This window comes from Prevotella vespertina (assembly GCF_009728485.1).
GTDB classification, from domain to species: domain Bacteria; phylum Bacteroidota; class Bacteroidia; order Bacteroidales; family Bacteroidaceae; genus Prevotella; species Prevotella vespertina.
This window is the reverse complement of the sequence record NZ_VVIQ01000011.1, coordinates 30,488-52,332: the sequence shown is the minus strand read 5'-3', so window position 1 is coordinate 52,332 and position 21,845 is coordinate 30,488. Positions and strand designations below refer to the sequence as shown.

The 21,845-nt window shown below is 39.1% G+C and carries 15 protein-coding genes and 3 pseudogenes; 2 read left to right on the top strand and 16 right to left on the bottom strand.

What is annotated here, in order from left to right; translation table 11 throughout:
• Positions 1-421: 421 nt before the first annotated feature.
• Positions 422-871, bottom strand: a complete 450-nt coding sequence (locus tag F0475_RS09655) for a hypothetical protein (protein WP_155716460.1) — start codon at positions 869-871, stop codon at positions 422-424.
• A gap of 329 nt (positions 872-1,200) precedes the next feature.
• Here F0475_RS09655 and F0475_RS09645 point away from each other — a divergent pair, with 329 nt between their 5' ends.
• Positions 1,201-2,409, top strand: a complete 1,209-nt coding sequence (locus tag F0475_RS09645) for an alpha-L-fucosidase (protein ID WP_394350001.1) — start codon at positions 1,201-1,203, stop codon at positions 2,407-2,409.
• 308 nt (positions 2,410-2,717) lie between these two features.
• Here the strand turns inward: F0475_RS09645 and F0475_RS09640 are convergent, their stop codons facing one another.
• The 4 genes and pseudogenes from F0475_RS09640 to F0475_RS09625 form a co-directional block, all read right to left on the bottom strand.
• Entirely contained in the window at positions 2,718-5,141 is a 2,424-nt protein-coding gene (locus tag F0475_RS09640; protein ID WP_155716459.1) for an SIR2 family protein, read from the bottom strand.
• A gap of 184 nt (positions 5,142-5,325) precedes the next feature.
• Positions 5,326-5,581: pseudogene (locus F0475_RS11885) on the bottom strand (cell filamentation protein Fic); the annotation flags it as partial.
• Positions 5,578-5,895: pseudogene (locus F0475_RS09630) on the bottom strand (BRO family protein); the annotation flags it as partial. The pseudogenes F0475_RS11885 and F0475_RS09630, both read right to left, overlap by 4 nt.
• Before the next feature lie 398 nt (positions 5,896-6,293).
• Positions 6,294-7,538 (bottom strand): VapE domain-containing protein, encoded by a 1,245-nt coding sequence (locus F0475_RS09625; protein ID WP_155716457.1) that lies wholly within the window; start codon positions 7,536-7,538, stop codon positions 6,294-6,296.
• Between the two features lie 218 nt (positions 7,539-7,756).
• Here F0475_RS09625 and F0475_RS09620 point away from each other — a divergent pair, with 218 nt between their 5' ends.
• Positions 7,757-7,915, top strand: a complete 159-nt coding sequence (locus F0475_RS09620; RefSeq protein ID WP_155716456.1) for a hypothetical protein — start codon at positions 7,757-7,759, stop codon at positions 7,913-7,915.
• Positions 7,916-7,972: 57 nt separating this feature from the next.
• On the opposite strand, the gene F0475_RS09615 is transcribed toward F0475_RS09620, so the two are convergent.
• The 11 genes and pseudogenes from F0475_RS09615 to F0475_RS09565 all read right to left on the bottom strand — a co-directional run bounded on the left by F0475_RS09615 (position 7,973) and on the right by F0475_RS09565 (position 21,563).
• A complete protein-coding gene (locus F0475_RS09615) occupies positions 7,973-8,395 on the bottom strand; it encodes a DUF6078 family protein (RefSeq protein WP_199879806.1) in 423 nt (140 codons plus the stop codon).
• Between the two features lie 441 nt (positions 8,396-8,836).
• Positions 8,837-9,667 (bottom strand): CPBP family intramembrane glutamic endopeptidase, encoded by an 831-nt coding sequence (locus tag F0475_RS09610; RefSeq protein ID WP_155716455.1) that lies wholly within the window; start codon positions 9,665-9,667, stop codon positions 8,837-8,839.
• Positions 9,668-10,134: 467 nt separating this feature from the next.
• Positions 10,135-10,743 carry a hypothetical protein gene (locus F0475_RS09605; protein ID WP_155716454.1) on the bottom strand — a complete coding sequence of 203 codons (609 nt, stop codon included), beginning with the start codon at positions 10,741-10,743 and terminating at the stop codon, positions 10,135-10,137.
• Between the two features lie 65 nt (positions 10,744-10,808).
• Positions 10,809-12,713 (bottom strand): molecular chaperone DnaK, encoded by a 1,905-nt coding sequence (gene dnaK, locus F0475_RS09600; RefSeq protein WP_155716453.1) that lies wholly within the window; start codon positions 12,711-12,713, stop codon positions 10,809-10,811.
• A gap of 475 nt (positions 12,714-13,188) precedes the next feature.
• A pseudogene (locus tag F0475_RS09595) lies at positions 13,189-14,511 on the bottom strand (DHHW family protein).
• Between the two features lie 2 nt (positions 14,512-14,513).
• The gene (locus F0475_RS09590; RefSeq protein WP_155716452.1) at positions 14,514-15,530 is read right to left on the bottom strand and encodes a DHHW family protein; all 1,017 of its coding nucleotides are present in this window, start codon (positions 15,528-15,530) and stop codon (positions 14,514-14,516) included.
• A gap of 12 nt (positions 15,531-15,542) precedes the next feature.
• Positions 15,543-16,919: an MBOAT family O-acyltransferase gene (locus F0475_RS09585; protein WP_234422993.1), complete on the bottom strand. Its 1,377-nt coding sequence runs from the start codon at positions 16,917-16,919 to the stop codon at positions 15,543-15,545.
• Between the two features lie 94 nt (positions 16,920-17,013).
• Positions 17,014-17,826, bottom strand: coding sequence for an SGNH/GDSL hydrolase family protein (locus F0475_RS09580; protein ID WP_155716450.1), 813 nt, complete (start codon positions 17,824-17,826; stop codon positions 17,014-17,016).
• A 52-nt stretch (positions 17,827-17,878) separates the two neighbouring features.
• Positions 17,879-19,408, bottom strand: a complete 1,530-nt coding sequence (locus tag F0475_RS09575; protein WP_317163217.1) for a PQQ-binding-like beta-propeller repeat protein — start codon at positions 19,406-19,408, stop codon at positions 17,879-17,881.
• 36 nt (positions 19,409-19,444) lie between these two features.
• Positions 19,445-20,254: a carboxylesterase family protein gene (locus tag F0475_RS09570; protein ID WP_155716449.1), complete on the bottom strand. Its 810-nt coding sequence runs from the start codon at positions 20,252-20,254 to the stop codon at positions 19,445-19,447.
• 226 nt (positions 20,255-20,480) lie between these two features.
• A complete protein-coding gene (locus tag F0475_RS09565; RefSeq protein ID WP_155716448.1) occupies positions 20,481-21,563 on the bottom strand; it encodes an OmpA family protein in 1,083 nt (360 codons plus the stop codon).
• Positions 21,564-21,845: the final 282 nt, after the last annotated feature.

Here is a 21,845-nt window from a genome sequence, read left to right as displayed (position 1 = left end):
TTAACATAACCTTTCAAAAGAAAATAAATTCTCTCTTTAAGAGACGATTAAATAGCTTTTCAAAGATTAGTACATGACTTTTTAAAAGACCGCTGAGTACCTTTTAAAAGACCATTGAGAACCTTTCAAAAGAAAATTGCAGACCTTCCAAAAGACAATTACATTAGCGGTAACAAAAGTAAATATATTTTTTTTATTTATCATTCATCACTCGTTAAAAATTAATAATCCCCCTCTTTCCAATCTCACTACCACCTTTTATCACGTTCCTCGTGCCTCTTAAACATTTCCAAAAGAGAGTCCTATCTTCTCAAAGTCAATCTCTTATCCCTCGCTATATAACAGAGTCTGAACGAGTACATTTCACTTTCCAGTCACTCCTATCACGACCTTTTTAGACACCAGATATGTAGAACGTGAATTACAAGTCAATATGTATAACGTATGTCTTTCCGTCATCACCATAAATAGTACATTCTCCATCAGAATTTAGAGCTTCTGGTGTAATATGATCACTGTCAATATAACCTCCATTAGGGAAATCAATCTGTACGACCTGACCATCCTCTACTTCAACATCAAGCGTATATGTAGCACTATAGCCGGTTTGAGGATTATTGTAATAAACCGTTGCAGAATGAGTTCCATCTTCAACCTCACTACCTTCAGACGACTCATCTGTCAACTCATCATCAGTTCCGTCAGAATACTCCGAATCTGTGGAGAAAGAAGGAGACTCGCCTGAGACCTCATTAGTATCTAAATCCGTTTGTTCAGTACTTACAGGCTGCTTCGTTTCATCTGAGCTCCTTCTTATAGAACACCCGACAAAACAAATTGTTAATAACAAGCTCAATATAAATTCTTTCATATCTTCATTAAATTTAGAAGAAACAATGTACAAAGATAATAAAAAGGTTTGATAGGATACTTGAGACAGAGAGGTTTGTTATTAATTAGGTGAGAAATAAGGGCGGGTTTATGAAGTTTCTATTATGCTAAGATAAAAGTTTCATACAGGAAAGGTAATGACTACGAGAATATTTCGATTTGTTTTGTAATAGACCCAGTTCTTCAAAAATACAAAAGGAAAAAATCCTTACGAAGGTCTTGATATCGAGAGACTAACATAATGGTTAGAACCATTGGGAAACAAAGTCCAACCAATCCCAACAATGGGACTATCCATGTACTTTCCGAATAAACTACATGATGACTTACATAACTGGTAGTAAACCAGAATATCCATGGGATAAGGGTTGCCAAGAGATAGAAGAGTACCATATGGAGATACTTGATGACGATATGTCCATTACGTCTAAATTGGCAAAGACGTTCTATCCTTCAGAGTTTGATGCGGATGCTTGGGTAAAAGCTATCAAAGCTGCTGGTGCAAAGTATATCACCATTACGACACGCCACCATGATGGATTCTCACTCTTTAAGACAGCTACCAGCACGTATAATTCCGTTGATGGTACTCCATTCAAACGTGACATCATTAAAGAAATGGCTGATGCTTGCCAACGAAATGGTATCAAGTTGCATCTTTACTATTCTCACCTTGACTGGGGACGTGAGGACTATCCTGTGGGTAGAACAGGAACTGGCACTGGTAGACCAAAAGAGAAGGTTAACTGGGCAAGCTACTATAAGTTTATGAACACACAGCTGACAGAATTGCTCACAAACTATGGAAAGGTAGGGGCAATCTGGTTTGATGGTTGGTGGGATCATGACAGTGACGCGAAGCCTTTCGATTGGCAGTTGGAGGAGCAGTATGCATTGATTCACAAACTGCAGCCACAGTGCCTCATTGCTAACAATCATCACCATACTCCTTTCCCTGGTGAGGATATTCAGATCTTTGAACGTGACCTACCGGGTGAGAACAAGGCTGGTCTCTCTGGTCAGAGCATCGGTCGCCTACCCTTAGAATCATGCCAGACTATCAACGAGCATTGGGGTTACAATATCACCGACACCCTCTATAAGTCACCCAAAGAGTTGATTCAGATGCTCGTTCGTGCTGCAGGAAAGAATGCCAACCTCCTACTCAACATCGGTCCAGAACCAGGTGGTGCCCTCCCCGCTCTTGCCCTCAACCGCCTTCAGGCTATCGGTGAATGGATGAACAAATATGGTGAAACCATCTACGGCACACGTGGCGGCATCGTTGGTCCTCACGACTGGGGAGTAAGTACACAACGTGGTAACAAACTCTATATCCACATCCTAAACTATATGGACACCAGCCTCTTCATCCCTACTGGCAACCACAAAATCAAGTCTGCCACCGTCTTTGGTACCAACAAGCGTGTCAACTTCACAAAGACTGGTAACGGCATCACCCTTAACTTCGACACCGTCCCTACTGAGATTGATTATATCGTTGAGTTGACGTTGTGATGTAGGCTTTCTCACCTTATCATATTTCAAATACAACCCGCAGCAACCATCCAGTTGCTGCGGGTTTGGTTATATGTAAGTATCGTTTTCTTCCTCTGACATGTCTACCGTTGATTATCTGTTGCTTATATTTATATGGTACAAAAATGAAACATCTAAAATATCCTAAATAATAAGAATCAATAATTATCGAGAGATTTCTGTATCCTCATACTATAGACAACATCTATCGTTTGTTTTGTATTTCTACTTGTATTGCAAAGATACTTATTCTAAAGTACATATATTTTTATACACAACTAAACGCCTTAGTCTGCTATTATCATTTCTAATTTAGATTGGGTATCTCGAACAATTCTAGCATTTGTGCAATCATCACTATTTAGATATAACTGACATTTCTCTAGCATATCCAAACATGATTGTTTGAAATCTGTGCATTCCTTTTTAGATAGCTTGTCCTTGAATGTCTCGTAAAATTTTTTATATAAGCCTGCAACCTTAAATGGATAATGTTTTTTCTCGTCCCCTGGATGAGTATTTGAAAGTATTTCATGTGCATGCCTAAATGCCTCCATACAAGTACCAACCGATCCGAATTCTATCTCATTCTCCAAAAGGAAGCGACAATAATGATTATCGATTTTATATGTTCTATAATTGCAATTTGCATTGGCAAGTGAATAGCATTTATCAAATAAGGTCTTGGATATGACATAATCCCTATTATATAATCTAGCTATAGCGTACTGTAGCCAAAAATCTATATTTGTTTTACAAAAAGTGCAGTCCTTAACAACTTCATAAAAACGATATATTTCCGTTTTCCACGCATTATCCTTTATATTCAAACATGATTGAATTGTCGTAAAGTTTACAAAAGTAATTAATCTAATTCTATTTGGGGACGAATTTTTGGATAGTATATCTAAACGTTTTACCAACTGTATCAGAATATCTATTACATCTTTCGGAGAATAAAGTGTTGTAAGTATATATTTTGCTACAATTGATGACTTAAATTTAATATCGGTAGCTTCTATATCGATAAATTCTTTTATTGTTTGATTTTGGCGAAAACTTGGTTTATTAAATAATTCTGCTCCAACCCATGTTGCTATATCCATTATCGTAAAACGAATATGAAAGCATTCTGCAACCATCAAAAACTTGAAAGCCTCTTCAAATGATTTATTTCGTGAGATTGATGCTATTGTTTCCTTGATTCTAGACGTAAGATTTGGGCTAGAAATTCTACTGAGAATAACACGGCATAATTCGCTTCCACACGTGTTTTTGATATACGATTGTCTGTTTGTAGAAGCGCTCAAATCAGTCCACAGAGAGTATTTATCCAATAAAGCATCCAATGCTTGGATTTCGTTATCTGATAATTTGTCAATATTTACAACCTTATAACTTTCCCCCAAAACATCTTCAATCTCATCAAATATCACCTCATGAAGAGATTTACGTTCAGACGTGATAATACAAATTTGTTTTGAATAATTACGTAAACTCTTTACTTGGTCTCGAGAAGAGTGGTAGTCATCAAAAATAACTATAGCATTTGAAAATCTTTCACATATTTGGGTAATTTCCCACGTAACTCTTGAAGTATATTTGTCATAGACAAAAACCTCTTTCCCTTCTTTGACAAGCAATAATTCGAGTTCATTCAAAAAGATAGATTTTCCATTTCCTAGAGCAGATTCAATTAATATACTATTTGAACCATTCTTAATAGCATCTATACATTCTTGAAGTTTATTTCGGTATATTAAGTATGGATATGAGCTATTATTAACTAATGAATGGAAAGCCAAATGCTTATCTATATATCCGTTTAAAATTAACTGATAAAAGTCTATATCACGTATAGATGGAACATCTCTGTTTATATCCGATCTAAGAAAACTAATTGGGGTGAAAAGTTTAGTTGCACTTGGAACGTAATTACTTTGGGATTCCTTAACCATCTTGACGAATCCATCAAGTCCTGAATTTAATACATTCCCAAAATCAGATAGACTACTGACGTTTAATTCATCTTCATCTGGTCGTACAACAAACAAAGTCTTGTCTTTTGTTATTCCAGAAGCTAGTATTCTTGCTAAATCTATATCATAATCCATAGAGAAACCAATAAATATCAATGCTTCGCAAGCCATAACATCAGACTTAAAAATATCAAACCATTCTGACTTGGTAAAATCTTCTGTCAAATAACTAGCAGATGTGAGTTTGAATTCATTATCTAATTTATCATAAGAAAGCGAATCAATAAACCCATTAAGATGAATACAACAATATCTATAATCCTCAGTTCCCAAATGGGTAGAAGATAACGTTTTGGGCATCAGCCGTTTTTGTGCTTTATTATAAGCTAACTCAATAATGTTATCATAATTAGTAGTGTAGATTCGAAACCAGTTCAAACTTCCAATATAATCATGGGACGGTGATATTGAAGTAGCGCAAAATTCCTGCTTAAGCAGAGCTATTAAGTCCTCAGGCGTCTTTTTCCTAAGATATGCAGAAGAAGCTTTTCGTAAATCATCTGTTTTACTTGAATACCCAGCATCTTCCAACAACATGTGTGCAAGAGTACTAGCTCCCTTGAACGTGGAGTCTTTAGGATTGTTGTTTGTCGCTCCAAAAGAAAATCCAGAGCCTAAAAACAACATACAATTTCCCTCAAAAATTTTGTTTATTATTTCAGAATTTGTCATATGTCTTTATTGTTTTATAATTAAACCCAATATTACTTATAATATTATAAACTTAATAATATTTTTATCCATATTCTATACTCTTACACAATTGAAGTAAATCCGCTTCCATTCTATCCTTTAACACAAGTAGAATCCTTCGAAAGGACATTGTAGTTCTATGAACTCTTAAAGAGATTATGGATCACTCATTCTGTTCGTAATAATATGAATAATCAACACCTTTCATAAACATTTCTCGGTCTCCCATCTTGGTGGTGAGTGCAGGTTTTACCAAAGTCTTGATGTGTGCTATCAGAAATACTCTCACGCATTGCGGTCAGATATTCGTCCTTATCTATCTGACTCCAATCCACACACCGTTTGAGAGAACGCTTTAGCATGGGGTCAAGCCAAATGCGCGTACTCAGGTAATAACCTTCCACAAAAAAGTAAGCAACTTTTCTTTACGTGGGTCACCATTTTGTGCAATTAGGTAACAGCCATAGCGAGTTAAGAGAATATCATCAATCTCTCTTTCTGACCCTGAGCCAAGATTAACCATTTTCCTGACGTCAGGAAAATGGTCAGAAACCAAACTCCTTGCATTTTCACAGGCAATTTTGGCTTTATCTATTACTTTCGAGAAATTCTCCCATTTGGAATAACCCAAAAGCAGCTGAAGTTTGCGTGCACTCCAACATTCAATCCCCTCGACCTCTACAGCCACAGCTTCAAAGCCATTGTATAGTTCTTGAATTACTTCTTTTTTCATCTTATCAGTTTTGTAGCTTTTATCTTATTCATAGCAGCAAGACTTAGAACACTATGTAACTTAGATATTAAATCTCATCTCACTTTATCGTCATTTACGAACAAGAAAATATATAGTGTCTTTCCCTGCACTCTTTCATAGATGAGTTTTTAGTTACACTTCCCCATTAACATGGGTAACACCTTGCAAATATAATATAAAATATTTATATAAAGAATAAATAGAAAAGGTTTTTTACAAAAAACTTTTCATACTGAATGTCAATAAAGCTAACATAGTTTTGATTTAAGTTGCTGTCACTTTTAACACTTCACGCAACAAACAGATTATAAACGACTTATAATGCATCAAGGTGTGACAGCAGTGACAGCAACTTTGAAAGTTTATTCGGATAACAACTAACGATTTAAGATGGGAGAGGTAGACTGGCTAAAGCTACTACGTACTGCTACCAAATACTCTGTGCCATGCGAAGAATGTTTACTATGGAGGTTCGGGATATTGGCAAGGACACGACCGAAATGGGAAAGACTTGTCAGGTTCAGTTGACTGCCATATCGCTGACGAAGTAGGCTGAAGATAGAGGCGGCAGTCATGTAGGCACCCTTGGTCAAGTCCTTTGGAATAGAGAAACAATCCAAAAAGAGGGCTTCGGCAGGAGTGCGTTGCTGATAATGCTGGTTATTCTCCATAATCTCTTGGGTGTCAGCCTCATCAAACCAATAACGTCTACCACTATCTAATTCAGCAACAGCCTGCGCATAGAGTTGCTCATAGTCTATGCGGTCGGGCAGACGGATTGGACCAGTCAGCGTAACCGCTATAAAACGACGGCAACCACTGGGATCGCTAAAGACATCCGAAATATTCGCTGTGGCAATGAAAGAGGCAACACGTGGCAACGTAAGCTGCTGCTGACGATAAGGCTGACGGAGTTTGATACTTGCAAGCTGCATGACATTCTTCAAAAAACCGTCTTGTGTCTTTGCCGACAGGGCATTGAACTCATCAATATTTATCAGCAGCGACTGAGTCATTGCCCGCAACGTATTCTGCTTCTCACTCATGATAAGATTATCGTTATAGCCCCACTGCAACGCTTCGGGCAGCAAGCGTTTGCAGAAGGTAGACTTCCTATAACCCTGTCGTGAGATGAGTAGCGGTGCCACACTGTTACCATGTGCATTATCCAAGCCCATCCATTGTGCCACCATCGCCAGAAACCACGTGTGAAACCAGTCTGCCCATCGTGCGTTATCATTAGGAACACAGTCTGCCAAAGCCTTGATATGGTCCTTTCCGTCCCATCGTCCTCGCAGGCTATTGAGGAAGTCGTCCACAGGATTAAAAGTCTTGACAAACCCCGACTCCGTGTATCGTCGGATGTCTTTATCCCACACATCAATCCCATCAAGACGCGCCTTTATAGCGATTGTGTTGCGCATCCGTTCATCCGCAGCCACAAAAGGTTTATCACTCCCTGCCTTTCGGATTTCCGTACACCCCAAAGCGGTGTTATACCGCATTTCATACTTCCGCTCAAGATAGTTGAGCAGACGACGAGTAATATCATTTTTAAGTCTTTCCGACTGTCGGTTACGCTGATTTTCAGCTTTAATATTCTTAAGATTCTTGTATTGCATATACGATAGTTTTAAGTTGACAAGTTTACGAGTGAACAAGTTGCTTGTGAGAAAGGAGAAAGAGTGAAAAGGTTAATCTGTTATTATGTCTTTCTAAAATCTGTCCTTATGTCATTCTGGCTAACAAGCCATAGAAAAGTTAAACTCTTACTTTGTCTTTTCCCTCTGACCTTATGTCATTATGTCTACTGGAACACAGAATAAGTTAACATGTTACTATGTCTTTTATTATCCTGTCCACCAGCACCACACGTGCGGAGCATCAACACATGATGTGCGGAGCGTTAGCACCACAGAAACAAGACCTCTATAACAGATTACTATATCAACTTCGTAACGCAAAGGTTACCTTTTCTTTCTCTTACAAAACGTGCTAATGTCTTAACTCCTATTACTCCCTTTCACTCCTTAACTCCTTCCCGAAAGCACAACTATTATTTCCAGCACGTCTGGTAGTTATCATAAACACGTGGGGTAGCATAGCCATAATGCTGGAAGAGTTTGTCAACCCATTTCTGTTCACCCTCACTCAGTTTATTAATTCCTCGATGGTAACGATAATAAACAAAGCGACTTCCGAAATGACTCTCCATAGTACTACGCAGAGAGTGGTAGTCACTATGCTTCACATCATCGAAAAGGTGCGAGAATCCCCACGCCAATCGTTCTTTCTTCATTGTGTGAAACTCCTTACAGCTATTGCCAGAACGAGTAGAGGGAAGAACGGTCAATGCTGAATGTTGGCTAATAGAGAGTGTCTTAGCCGCATAATAACGTAGGCACTGCTCTTTGAGAATACAATCGTGCATAAAGCACACTGCCCAGTCTTTGGGCATGTTAGAAAAATCTGTACACATAAATAGAATGATTTAAGAAAAATAAATTCAAAAAGGAAGATGCGGTTAGTTTGTAGGAAATCACACTTAGCGTGTCGTTATTCTTCCTTATTTCTGCTTGCAAAGATACAACACAGAGATACCCCTTGTCAAGTTTTTCACGAATTATTTTTATTTTGCTGTCACTACTGTCAGCCTTTTACCTATTCTAACATTCTGACAAACAAGCATCTGCAGCAAATGTTAAAAATGACAGCAAACCGTTTTCAAACTTAGTGTAGTAGATAAGAGATTTACAGAAAAGAGTAAATAACATTTTCGCGTTCACATCAAGCATTATATAGGCTGTATAATACAAACACTGGCTGACTCTCTGTGAGTGCCAGCCAGTGTACAGTTAATACCTAAATAATTGTATTCTTCTTGGAACTAAGATTTAAATATCTTGAGGTGAGTACCACTCTACTCCAACGCTCGGCTAAAGAACAGTCGACGTTCTTTAACTACAATGATAACAGACACGATAAGCAGTAATACCGTCTGTATACACTTGCTATCGGGGTGAGTTGCAAATATTTCATTGAAATAACCTGCCGTAATGTGAAAGATAATAGCTACGAGGATATTTCGGTTGGTTTTATAATAAAGCCAATTCATCAAGATAACAAAAGGGAAAATACTCACGATGAAGTTCAGACTATAAAGCCAGCCCTCACTCACCACATTAGCGTGATAATAACCCTTAATACCTGCAAGGGGAAAATGCCAAACTGCCCAATAAGCTGCAAACAGCATAGATGTTTTGAAGAGACTCATTCGAGAACGGAGACAGTCTGTTCCATAACCATGCCACGCAAGTTCCTCAAGTGTAGGTGCAAGAATAAGGAGAAACCATACAGGAAAGACACCCGAAGTAAAGGTGTAATGACCTGTAATAATGAATTGCGATGGACTGTAACCGAACAACAGAGAAACTGCCATAGCACACAAGATACTTGCTGGCATCAGTAGGCAGGCTGTGAAATAATATTGCCACTTATCGGAAGACAAGTTTAGGAATCTCCCAAGAAAGTCTTTCCGTAGTTCCTTACGTTGAAAAACCAAAATAATGGTCAGAAACATTGGGAAGAAAAGTCCTGCCAGCCCCAACAATGGAGCTACCCATGTGCTTTCCGAATAAACTACATGATGACTTACATAACTTGCAGCAAACCAGAATATCCATGGGATAAAGGTTGCTAAGAGATAGAAAAGTACCGTATGTCGATACTTGATGACGATGTTTTCTTTCATATTGCTTTGATGCTATCAATAATCAGTGATTACGTCAATAACAAGACGTACATGAACAGTAATAACCAATGTATTACAAAATCGTCACAAATGTACTTCCTACATCGCAAAGAGCCAAAATAATATACTTAAAATACTGTATGTCTGATATATTTTTGATTTAGATTATCCCATGTTGAGTAAAGATATGATAACAGACAATAGACTCTTCATCAAAACATTTCATTATAGGAATAGTTATCATGAATTGTCAAACTGTGCACTCATTACCACATACAGATTCTGGACCTATTCACTGATTCTTATTCTATCCGAGCAAGTCTATAGGTTGTGTTATAATAACACTGGCTGACTCACAGCGAGAGCCAGCACTGTGTGCGTAGTCGCAGGTTAATTTGTTGTCTTATTCAAGGGAAATAGGTTTGGGGTTTTATGATTACTTAAGTTAATCCAAAGAACGAGATACTTTACACGTCTTTTCCCTTGGGAGACAAGTAACTGTAATAAAATGTCTTCCCCCTTTGGGAGAATGCGACAAAAAGGATATTACTTTTATGACCTTCATATATTTCATATACTTGCTCAAAATACGTAGATAAACTCTTCCTTCCCTCTTCTGTAACTTTAAAGACCATTAAACATAATCCCATGTTTGCAACTAACAATTTCTGGAAATCATATTTAATAGCTCCATATTTATCTCCTCCTCTATTATTTCTCCACTCTGATTCTACCGCAAGATCTAAACTTTTTAGACCATACAGAAAGGTTTCATCTTCCCTATACCAACACAAATCATACATCCATTCTCTATTGACGAACTTATCATTACCAGGGATACTTCTAAATTCGTCAGATAAACTATGCGAATAGACTTTATATCCTTGCTTATCTCCTAATTCTGTCAATAAATCAAATAACTTTTTCGTCCTTAACCCCTCTTTTATTATTTTACCTCCATCAAGAAAAGTTCCTTTCCAGTTATCTTTTATCTTTTCAATAATATCCTTAGCCTTTTTAGAAGACTCAGGAAGCTTTACTTCTACTTTAGACTCAAATGCTTCTACCCATTCCATATTAATAAAATACAAAAAATCCCAGTAATATTTTAAACTACTGGGATTATTATTCTATTCTAATTTTACTTCACTTCCTCAAAGTCTGCATCTTGGATGGTGTCATCCTGCTTTGGCTGCTCCTGCTGACCAGCATCTGCGCCTGGCTGAGGACCTGCCTGTGCACCTGCCTGGCTGTACATCTGCTGTGATGCTGCCTGCATAACGGTGTTGAGGTTGTTGATAGCTGTGTCGATAGCTGCAACGTCACCAGACTTGTGAGCATCCTTGAGCTGCTGGAGAGCAGACTCGATACCTGACTTCTGGTCGGCAGGAATCTTATCACCGTTGTCCTTCAAGAAGTTCTCGGTGGTGAAGATCATTGAGTCAGCCTGGTTCAGCTTGTCAATCTTCTCACGTTCCTTCTTGTCGTTCTCAGCGTTCTGCTCAGCCTCAGCCTTCATACGGTTGATTTCATCCTCGCTCAAACCGCTTGAAGCCTCGATGCGGATGCTCTGCTCCTTACCTGTTGCCTTATCCTTAGCAGATACGTTGAGGATACCGTTAGCATCAATATCGAATGTTACCTCAATCTGTGGAACACCACGGCGAGCTGGAGCAATACCTGTCAAGTTGAACTGACCGATAGACTTGTTCTGTGCTGCCATTGGACGCTCACCTTGAAGAACGTGGATAGTAACCTCTGTCTGGTTATCAGCTGCGGTAGAGAACACTTCACTCTTCTTGCAAGGGATAGTAGAGTTAGCATCGATAAGCTTTGTCATCACACCACCCATTGTCTCGATACCGAGGGTCAATGGAGTAACGTCGAGCAATACGATATCGCCTACACCGCTCTCCTTATTAAGGATAGCACCCTGAATAGCTGCACCAACAGCAACCACCTCATCAGGGTTAACACCCTTTGAAGGCTCCTTACCGAAATAGTTCTTAACCAAAGTCTGCACTGCAGGAATACGGCTTGAACCACCTACGAGGATAACCTCATCGATATCTGATGTCTGCAACTTAGCGTCGCGGATAGCATTCTGGCATGGAACGAGACAAGCTTGGATAAGGCTATGTGCCAACTGCTCGAACTGTGAGCGAGTCAAAGTCTTTACCAAGTGCTTTGGAACGCCACCTTCTGCAGTGATGTAAGGCAAGTTAATCTCAGTAGAAGAAGAGCTTGACAACTCTATCTTAGCCTTCTCAGCAGCCTCCTTCAGACGTTGCATTGCCATTGGATCCTTTGTGAGGTCAACACCTTCTTCAGCCTTAAAGCCATTAACCAACCAATCGATGATTACTTGGTCGAAGTCATCACCACCAAGGTGAGTATCACCATTTGTAGAGAGTACCTCGAATACACCGCCACCGAACTCAAGGATAGAGATATCGAACGTACCACCACCAAGGTCGAATACGGCAATCTTCATATCCTTATTAGCCTTATCAACACCGTAAGCAAGTGCTGCGGCAGTAGGCTCATTCACGATACGCTGTACATTAAGACCTGCAATCTGACCAGCTTCTTTGGTAGCCTGACGCTGTGAGTCAGAGAAGTAAGCAGGTACAGTGATAACTGCATCAGTTACTTCTTGGCCGAGGTAGTCCTCAGCAGTCTTCTTCATCTTCTGCAGAATCATAGCAGAAATCTCCTGTGGAGTATATTTGCGGTCGTCAATCTGTACACGTGGATAACCACCTTCATTAACAACCTTGAATGGAACACGCTCAGCCTCTTTCTTACACTGGTCGTAGGTCTCACCCATGAAACGCTTAATAGAGTAGATGGTCTTCTCTGGGTTTGTGATAGCCTGACGCTTAGCAGGGTCACCTACCTTACGTTCGCCACCTTCAACGAAGCCTACAACAGAAGGTGTTGTACGCTTACCTTCGCTGTTAGCAATTACTACTGGCTCGTTACCTTCAAATACAGCAACACAAGAGTTTGTTGTTCCTAAGTCAATTCCAATAATCTTTCCCATAATTGTATATTCTTTTATTATTATTTACTATTTAAATGCTATAACACGCTGTTCTTCAAGACAGCCGAAGCTATCTCGCTGGGCTAGATTAGCTAGCTTTCACAGCGTCATACGCCTACTATTAGACAAAGGATGTGCCAATGGCATACAACTGACATATTGGCAGAAAAAGAGAAAAGCATTGGATGTAATTTTAAAATTAGATTCGTTTAAGTCACGAGTAGACTAGTTGACAAGTTAACAAAACATGACATCTAATTGAAGTAAATAATAGGTGGATTCTACGGAAGGCTTTCTTCAATACAAAAAAAGGCCTTCCTCTATGTAAAGAGAGGCTCTCTTCAAATACAGAGAAGCCTCTTCTTTATCCTAACCAACCCAAACCTATTATTAATAAAGAGCACGGACGCCTATAAAAACAAGAATCCCATCATGCTGAGCATATCTCAATTCATGATGGGAATAATCATTAGCTTTATTGATCAAGTAGACTTTCTAATTTATTCGCAACCTTTGTTGAGTAAGCATTAAAGATATTATAAGCAAAAAGAATATCTGTCACCTTGTTCTCACGAACATATTGTTTCATATTCTTTGCGAAGTAACGACTATCCACAACAAATATCTGTTCGAAGCTATAAAACAGATAACCAGGGAGTGCATTACCGAAACTATCCTTCAGAATTAACAATCTCCTTCCATTATGCGTGGATGTTGTAATGGTCGTAATCTTCGCATCTCCACCCATAAACGTGCAATAAGCCCCACTGCTACCATCCCTATAATGGACGAAGAATTGCCCTTCGAAACTCCGACCTTCACCCTGAATATTATAGTCCTTATCGAGTTTATACTCTTGATAAAGGGTGGTATACTTCACATCCTTAGGTACATAAAAGACGAAATCTTCCGGTGCATTCTTTAACGAAATATCATGTGCCTAACCATACATACTCCCCACATAACCATGCACAACACGCTTTTCATAGCTGCTAAGTGTGCGGAACGGCACCTTTGCCACACGTGCAAACTCCTGTGCAGCATAGTATGCTCCAAGTGGTGCCCAATGGTGATCTGTACGCAAATAGATTGGCTCTTTCGCATGTTTCCCGATAGGAGTATATACGTTAACAGCCTGCACATCCTTTGCTAAATGGTGATAAATGTTCGTGATAGTGGCACTCTGACTATGTGTACAACTCTTTGCCTGTTCTGGACAATAGAACTCTATAGCAGTTGGAATGACCATACTATACACATTCACTTTCGATCCAAAGGCTTTCTTATAAGTATTAGCAGCCTCAGCATAAGCCACTCCTCCTTCTGCACCACCACCATACGCCATTAGTGCACGCACCTCTTTACCACTGCCAACGATGACGATTCCGAGGTTAGCAATCTTAGCATTTTCATTGGCAGTAGACGTATTCTTGTACCCTTCTATCTCTCTTCCATTATCTCCACTCTCATCCATTGGATTATTCGTAGCCTTCCCTGTGGCAACAGAAGCATGAAACTTCACCTTCTCTTCACCCATCTTTGTAATTCCAAGAAGATCCTTCTGTTTCATACTCACCTGCATGAAGAAGTCACGAAAAGGCTCACTATCGCTAAACCAGGAATTAATATTCTTTGTAAAGTCACCCGATTTCACATCCTCCAAGGAGTAAGCAGGAAACTGTTTAAGGTCACGCTTTTCCAGAGCAGAGTATGTGCTACGTGGTAGAAAATTGAAGATACAGGTCAGAACAAAGAATGCGATAGATATTACAACGATATAGATATTGTCTTGTTTCATAATCAGTCTTTATGTGTTGTTGGGCGTTCTAACATCTCAACTAACGAACGCGCAGTGGTTCGTGTATAAGCATGTTGAATATTATTCACGATGAGTAAGTCCGTTATCTGGTGTTCACGAATATACTCTAAAATGTTTTCTTGGAAATAACGAAAGTCTACAACGTATAGATCTTCAAATGAATAGAAGAGGTAACCAGGGATTGCATTACCAAAGCTATCCTTTATAACAAGTAGTCGTCGACCATTCTTTACTCCCGTGGCAACATGTGTTGTACGAATATCTCCCCCCATGAAAGTACAATAAGCATTGCCGTTTCCATCGCCATAAGCAAAGAAGAACTTTCCTTCATAAGCTGGTTTTACACCAACAACCTGCTTGTTTTGTAATATATGTTCGACGTATGTGGTTGTATAAGAACTATCGGTTGGAGTATAGAATACAAAGTCTTCAGGCGATTGACGCAACTGAGCAATCCCAGAGAAGCGTGCCATACTCCCAACAAAACGATGAATAACATGCTTGTCATAAGCAGATAGTGGGCGGAAAGGAACTTTGGCTACCTGCGCAAAGAGTTCAGCTGCATAATAAGCCCCCAATGGCAACCAATGATGATCCGTTCTTGCATAGATGTTCTCAGCCTTATGACATTCTAACAAGTCCCATAAATCAATCTTTTTAATCCTATTATTCATCTTGTCATACATATTTTGAATGACTGGACGTTGTGGCAAATTGGCTACTCCTTGATAGTTTTCTGGCCAATAATAAGCCGTAGAAGTGGGTACTATCATGCTATAAACTTGTACATTATCTCCCAATGCTTCTTGATAAGCGTTGACTGCCTCCGAATACCAACTACCCCCAGTTGCTGGACTAGTAAAGGCTGTCATGGCACGAAGTAGGGAGTCTTTCTTTACAACAATATTACCATTGCGCCCTTTAAGAACCTGTTGTGCATGCAGAAAAGAGCATGAGAGCGTAACCAAACTAACGACTAAAAGAATATATCTCTTCATATTATCAATCAATTAAAAGCGTGTATAAATAAATGCATTATTGGTTGCACCAACCAAGAGAGCCACACTTAGGAAGAGTAGACATAATGATATCACCAATCGGGTGGCTGTTGCTAAATTATGTTGGGTAGTGGTTGAACCTATAGAAGCAAATCGTTTGGAAAGAAAATCATATACTGGTAGACAGAAAACAAGACCTGCTATCCACAACCAGAAGTTATTGAATAAGGCTGTTTGGGCTGAGAAATCAGAAGTAACCGCCCTTTGTCCAAAGAGAGAAAGGAAGAATCTCTGCATGTGAGTGAAGTCTGTAAAATAGAAGATGCCCCATCCTATTATAATTAACAACAAACTATATAAATGCAAAACGACACGAGGAATATATCGAATCACCTTTAATAAGGTGTATTTCTCTAGCGTAACTATAATACCAAAATACACACCCCAGATGATAAAGTTCCAACTAGCTCCATGCCACATACCCGTCAGAAACCATACAACAAAGATATTTAAGGCTTGATGACGGCGATTACCTCCAAGTGGAATATAGACATAATCACGGAAAAAACTACCTAGTGACATGTGCCACTTACGCCAGAATTCGGTAATAGAACGGCTACAATAGGGATGATCAAAGTTCTCTGCAAAGTGGAAACCAAGACAACGTCCTAAGCCAATAGCCATATCGCTATATCCACTAAAGTCAAAGAAGATTTGCAAAGTGAAGGCTATTATACCCACCCAAGCGCCTTGCATGGTTAAACCAGATAGTTCGCCTTGAAGGAACTGATTGGCTATTTCAGAGAACTGATTGGCTAGAATGACCTTTTTACCTAATCCGATAAAGAAACGATAACTACCTTCTACAAAGTCATGACGGGTTATATGACGGTCATTTATTTCCTTTGCCACAAGGTCATAACGCACAATTGGACCAGCGATAAGCTGTGGGAACATGGAAACATAGAGTAGAAGATCAACAAAACGGCGTTGACTAGAAGCTTGCCGGCGGTAGACGTCGATTAGATAAGATATGCTTTGAAAGGTGTAAAAGCTAATTCCAATAGGCAAAGAGATTCTTGGAATAGGAACAGTTAGACCAACAGAACATAAGACCTCAGCAAAGAATCCAGCATACTTGAAGGTTCCAAGGATTATAAGATTACATATTAATCCTATAATAAGCGCAAACTTGCGATGTTTTTCCTGACGTTCAATGCCTATTCCTACGAGGTAGTTTATAAAGACACTGATTATCATCAAGAATACATACATGGGCTCTCCCCAAGCATAGAATATCAATGAGAAAACGACAAGAGTTGCATTTCTTACAGCTGTTTTGTTGGTAGAATTTGGCCGTAATTGCTTGTCACATACATTGGAAAGCATATAACAAAGCATGAAAAGAGGTAAGAATACAAATAAAAAGAATAAATCCGAAAAGACCATAAATATGATTTAAATAAATATTACGAGATGATTTTTACTTCTTTATGAGTATGAACTTAAATTGAGAAACTATATACCTTCCTATTTTCTCAGCACCACGCACATTGGTATGAGTACCATCGATGGTATTTTGCTTTTGTTTTCTTTCTTGTAGAGGATTGATGAGTGAGGGGGTATCAAGGCGAATAACTGGAGCATTCAATCGTTTTCCGCAATCTGCAATGACATTAGAAATGTTACTCACCCTATCCTTTGAGGCACGAATTGTTAACATGGGAGTGACAAGAATGACCTTACTCTGGGGTAATCGAGTATGTAGGAGTTCGCAATTATAACGCACAGCTGCAGCCAGCGATAGCATTGGTTTCGTTTCAACAAGTGGTTTTGAAAAAACATCATGCACACTTTCTTTTAAGAGAGAAGGACGTTGCTGATGAAACCAGGCATCATTTGTTCCAGCCATAATAAAGATGTATTGAGGTGGTGCAAACTTCTTGCTTTCAATGTCATTGATAAGTCGCAAAACTTGATTCCATATCACATTCTCATCTGAGAGTACCTCACTATAATTATTAACATCTGCCTTTGTACGTTCAGTATTCGACCATGTAGCACCGCTTCGGGCATAACTACGACAAGTCTCAGGCTGCAGAATGTTCTTAAACCAATAGCTCCAACTACGAGAATTAGTACAATCGTCACCCCCACTCCATAAATTAGAATCACCCAAAAAGACAACACTCTTCACATGCTCTTGTGTATTACTCGTTTTAGAGAATGGGCTTAGAGCATGAACCAAACATAAGTTGGCAAATGCTAACAAAAGGGTTATTAAAACTTTTTTCATTCAATAAATAGCTTTATATAATATGGCTTGATTACCTTAAAAAGTAAATATCCTATCTGATAATAAACTTATAGATTCCATTCTGACGAGACCCAACAACAGCTGTATTGCCTATTGCTATAGGCGAAGACTCAAAGTTGCTTGCTACATGATGCTTAAAGAGTAGTTCGCCATTCTTTGCCCTTATAAGATAGACTGTACCACCAGAATCTCCAGTAAAGATGAACTGCTCGTTCTTTTCATTCATATATCCAATAGGTGAGGACCATGCAAATTGATTCAGACGGGTTGTATAAGCAATCTTGCCATCGGTGGTATTAAAGGCTACTAACTGCCCTGATGACTTACCCTTCCCATCGGCTCCATTACGACAGATATTGGCAAAGATTAACCCTTTCGCATCTCCTCTGCCTAACAAAGGAGTACAATACATTCCACCATCAAGCACTTTCTCCCCTATTTTTATTCGATTACAAGGAATCTTCTGCTCCCATATCTTTTCACCAGTTAAGCCATTGAGCTTAACAAAGTAACAAGTTCCACTCATTCCTTGCTTGTCTACTTCACAACCACAATATATATAAGGTGTACCATTCTCAACCTCACAGACGATTGTTCCGTCAATATCATCGTGGTTGTCGTAATACCAAACAGGCTTCATGGTGTTAAGGTTTACGCAGATAATACTACCATGATTATCACCAAACCAACCATAGTTACGATAGGCACATAGGCTATTTTCAATACCAGGAGCAGCCCCGTTAATAGTGTAACGCAATGCGCTGACAAGTTTCAAGTGCCCTTGCTTACGGCTATACTTGTATAAACTACCATCTTCACCAGGCCAGAAAAGATAGCCACCAACCTCGACTGGTGAAGCATCAGACGCATACCAATGACGTAAGGCACGTGAGTCACGATCAATGAATTGCGATTCTTTGGTTTTGTTCAGATCGATTACTAATCGTCCAATAGGTAGATGATTAGGAATGCCCTGACCTATGTATAAATTCTTGAAGAAAGGGTCAATAGAAGATGTTCCTTTAATCGTGTTATGTACATCTACAGATGGTCTTGATGCCTTACCAGTAGTAAAGTCAATGAAATAAGTGCGACTGCAAAGAGAGGAAAGGATGATTTCATTACTCTTATTAAGATACAATGGCTGTCCTGTCCAGCCACTTCCACCACCCCAAACACCAAAATGTGTGTGTTCTCGGTTATAGTAGGTATCAAATTTCCAAGCTATTTCTATAGTATCAGGAGTTCCCTTCACCATGCCACCAAAGTCCGCATTGCGCATTGGATTCTTACGGAATGTGAGGATATCAACACTTTCGTAATCAGAAATCTTTCCTTTCAACAGGCTCTCCGAATTGCCCTCTGCATCTATAGACCACTTCAATTTATTGGCAGAAGCATACATCGTGTCGGGCAAATAATGGTCTTCTATATTTGATTCAACAGCAACGGAATCTGTAAGTGGACTTTGAGTTTCAACCTTCTTAGCATCGTGACAAGATAAGGCTGTCACCAGTAAGGATACAGCCAACACCGTTTGATAGTAATTGCGAAGCTTCACGTTATATTATTTTAGGGTTTTAATCATAGGTTTCAATTAATCATTATCATACATCTGGGGCAAGTTCTTTAGGTTTTGATAGGTTGCTTTTATATCGTCCCAGGTAATATTGAAATCTTTATCTATAGTTTTTGGTTTGTCATTCAGAGAGTGGGTTATTAGCCAATCATAGGTTTTTTGAAGATAAAAAATGCGTGCTAAAACTCCGTGACTACCACCTTGTAACCAATCATAACGCAATAACTGGTCAAGATGATTAGCTTGTAAATAATTGACCACACGCTTTGATTCGTTTATAGAGATGGCTCTATCTGCCGTTCCATGCATAATCCAAAGAGGCACTTCACCAAGTCCACTCATATTCTTTAACGTCGTTCCGCCACACAAAGCCATACCAGCTGCAATCTTATCGGGATAAGTTCCGACGAAATCCATTGTTCCATAACCACCAAGACTCATACCGAGAACATACACACGACTTGCATCTATGGAATAGTGAGACTTCATCCACTCCAATATATTATTTAGTTTTTTCGGACTCCATGGACCACCTGGATTCTGAGGAGCTACCACGAACATGGGAATAATCTTACCCTTGTCAATCGCATCCAAGACTCCATAACGTCTTACCTTATTTAAGTCATTTCCACAAAGACTAGCCCCATGTAGAAAGATGATAAGCGGTAAAGGATGTTTATTCTCCTTGTATTCATCAGGCGTATATATCCAAAAGTTATACCCGTCAGGAACGGCATTGTATTTCGTTTCAAACTGACCTTCTGGTCGAATCTGAGCCGATACATGCAATGTAAAAAATAGTATTATTATAGAAAAAATGTACTTCATCCTATATCATTCTATAATCTTATACAAACGCTTAAATTAATTAGTAAGTACCAGCAATACCTCTATTTAGTCTGTTGCCAGCAAAGTTACAAAGAAAAATTAACTTATAAATGACTTTTAAAAGGAAACTAATAGAAAAAAAGTAGGGATAAACCTCTATATGGTTTATCCCTACCTAATATTATTATCTAACGTTAGCTACAAAAGAGCTAATCTATTAGCTTAATTACTTTACGTAAACAACTGCCAAACGGTTAGATGTTACGCCCTGTACACCTTGACCCTTAGCCTCGTCAACAACAACGCCACGACCCTGGAGATACTTAGCTACAACGTTTGCACGGTTCTGAGAGAGACGATCGTTAAGATCCTTTGGACCCTCTGGAGAAGCTGTACCAACAATCTGTACGTGACGACCAGACTTAACATCATCAAGTGCCTTCTTAGCCTCATTTGTGAGGTCGTACTTACCTTGAGCGAATGTTACAAATACCAAGTTGTCAATGCAAAGAGTCTGATTAACCTGAGTTGGAACCTCCTTAACAACTTCCTTAACAACCTCCTTAATAACCTCCTTAGGCTTAGCATTCAACTGGTCACGGAGAGAGTTAATCTCATCGTTCAACTCACCAACATTCCAAACCTTGAAGTTGTGAGTACCATTAGAAGTCTTGAACTTATAGTTCAAACCAACGAAAAGACCAAGCTGAGCAGCCTGACGACCGAACTGGATAGCATCACCAGGACCATGTGTAAGGTTCCAGAGAACAGCTGGCTCTACATAAAGCTGCCAAGCTCTCTTCTCACCGAGGTTGTAAGCGAAAGTAAGACCAGTCTTAGCTGTCAACTCTGTATCGTCACCTACGTTGTTAGTCTGGATAATGTGTTTGTCACCGAAAGTAATCCAGTAACCTACACCTGCTTCTGCACCAACCTCGAAACGACGATCTGGATTGTACTCACAGAACAAGTTTGTGAAATTGATAGTACCATTCAAACCGAGGTTCACACCACGAACGATTGTGTGGCTATTAGCAAAACCTAAAGAACCAGTCTGCCAACGGTTATCACCGAAGAAAGCAAGACCTTCGAGGTTAGCACCATAAACTGGGCTAAATTGCTTACCTAACTTCAAACCTGCTGCAGCGTTAAGAGGAGCAAAATGCTTGAAACTCATAGGACCCATTACACCACCCTCAACACCGAGATAGACGTTATCAAATGGCTTAGCTTTCTCATAAGCTACCTGAGCCTGCGTACTACTAATGCCCATTGCGAGCATTGAAAGTGCAATCAAAAACTTTTTCATAAATGCTTAATATTAATGTATTGATTTTAGCGACATTTAATTCTAGAGTGCAAAGGTAGTATTTTTTTTGGATAGACAATATATTTTTCAGAAAAAATATTGTTTTTCTTTAAATTATAGACATCTACTTGCAATTTTGAGACAATAGGTCATTAAAAACACAGCAAACATACAACAAGAACACTCATTATCAAATGTTTAATGTTTAGAACATAGTTACATATAATCGATATGACTTACTATTCTCACAAAGGGAGGCTTTTGGTGTACTAAAAAAAGGCC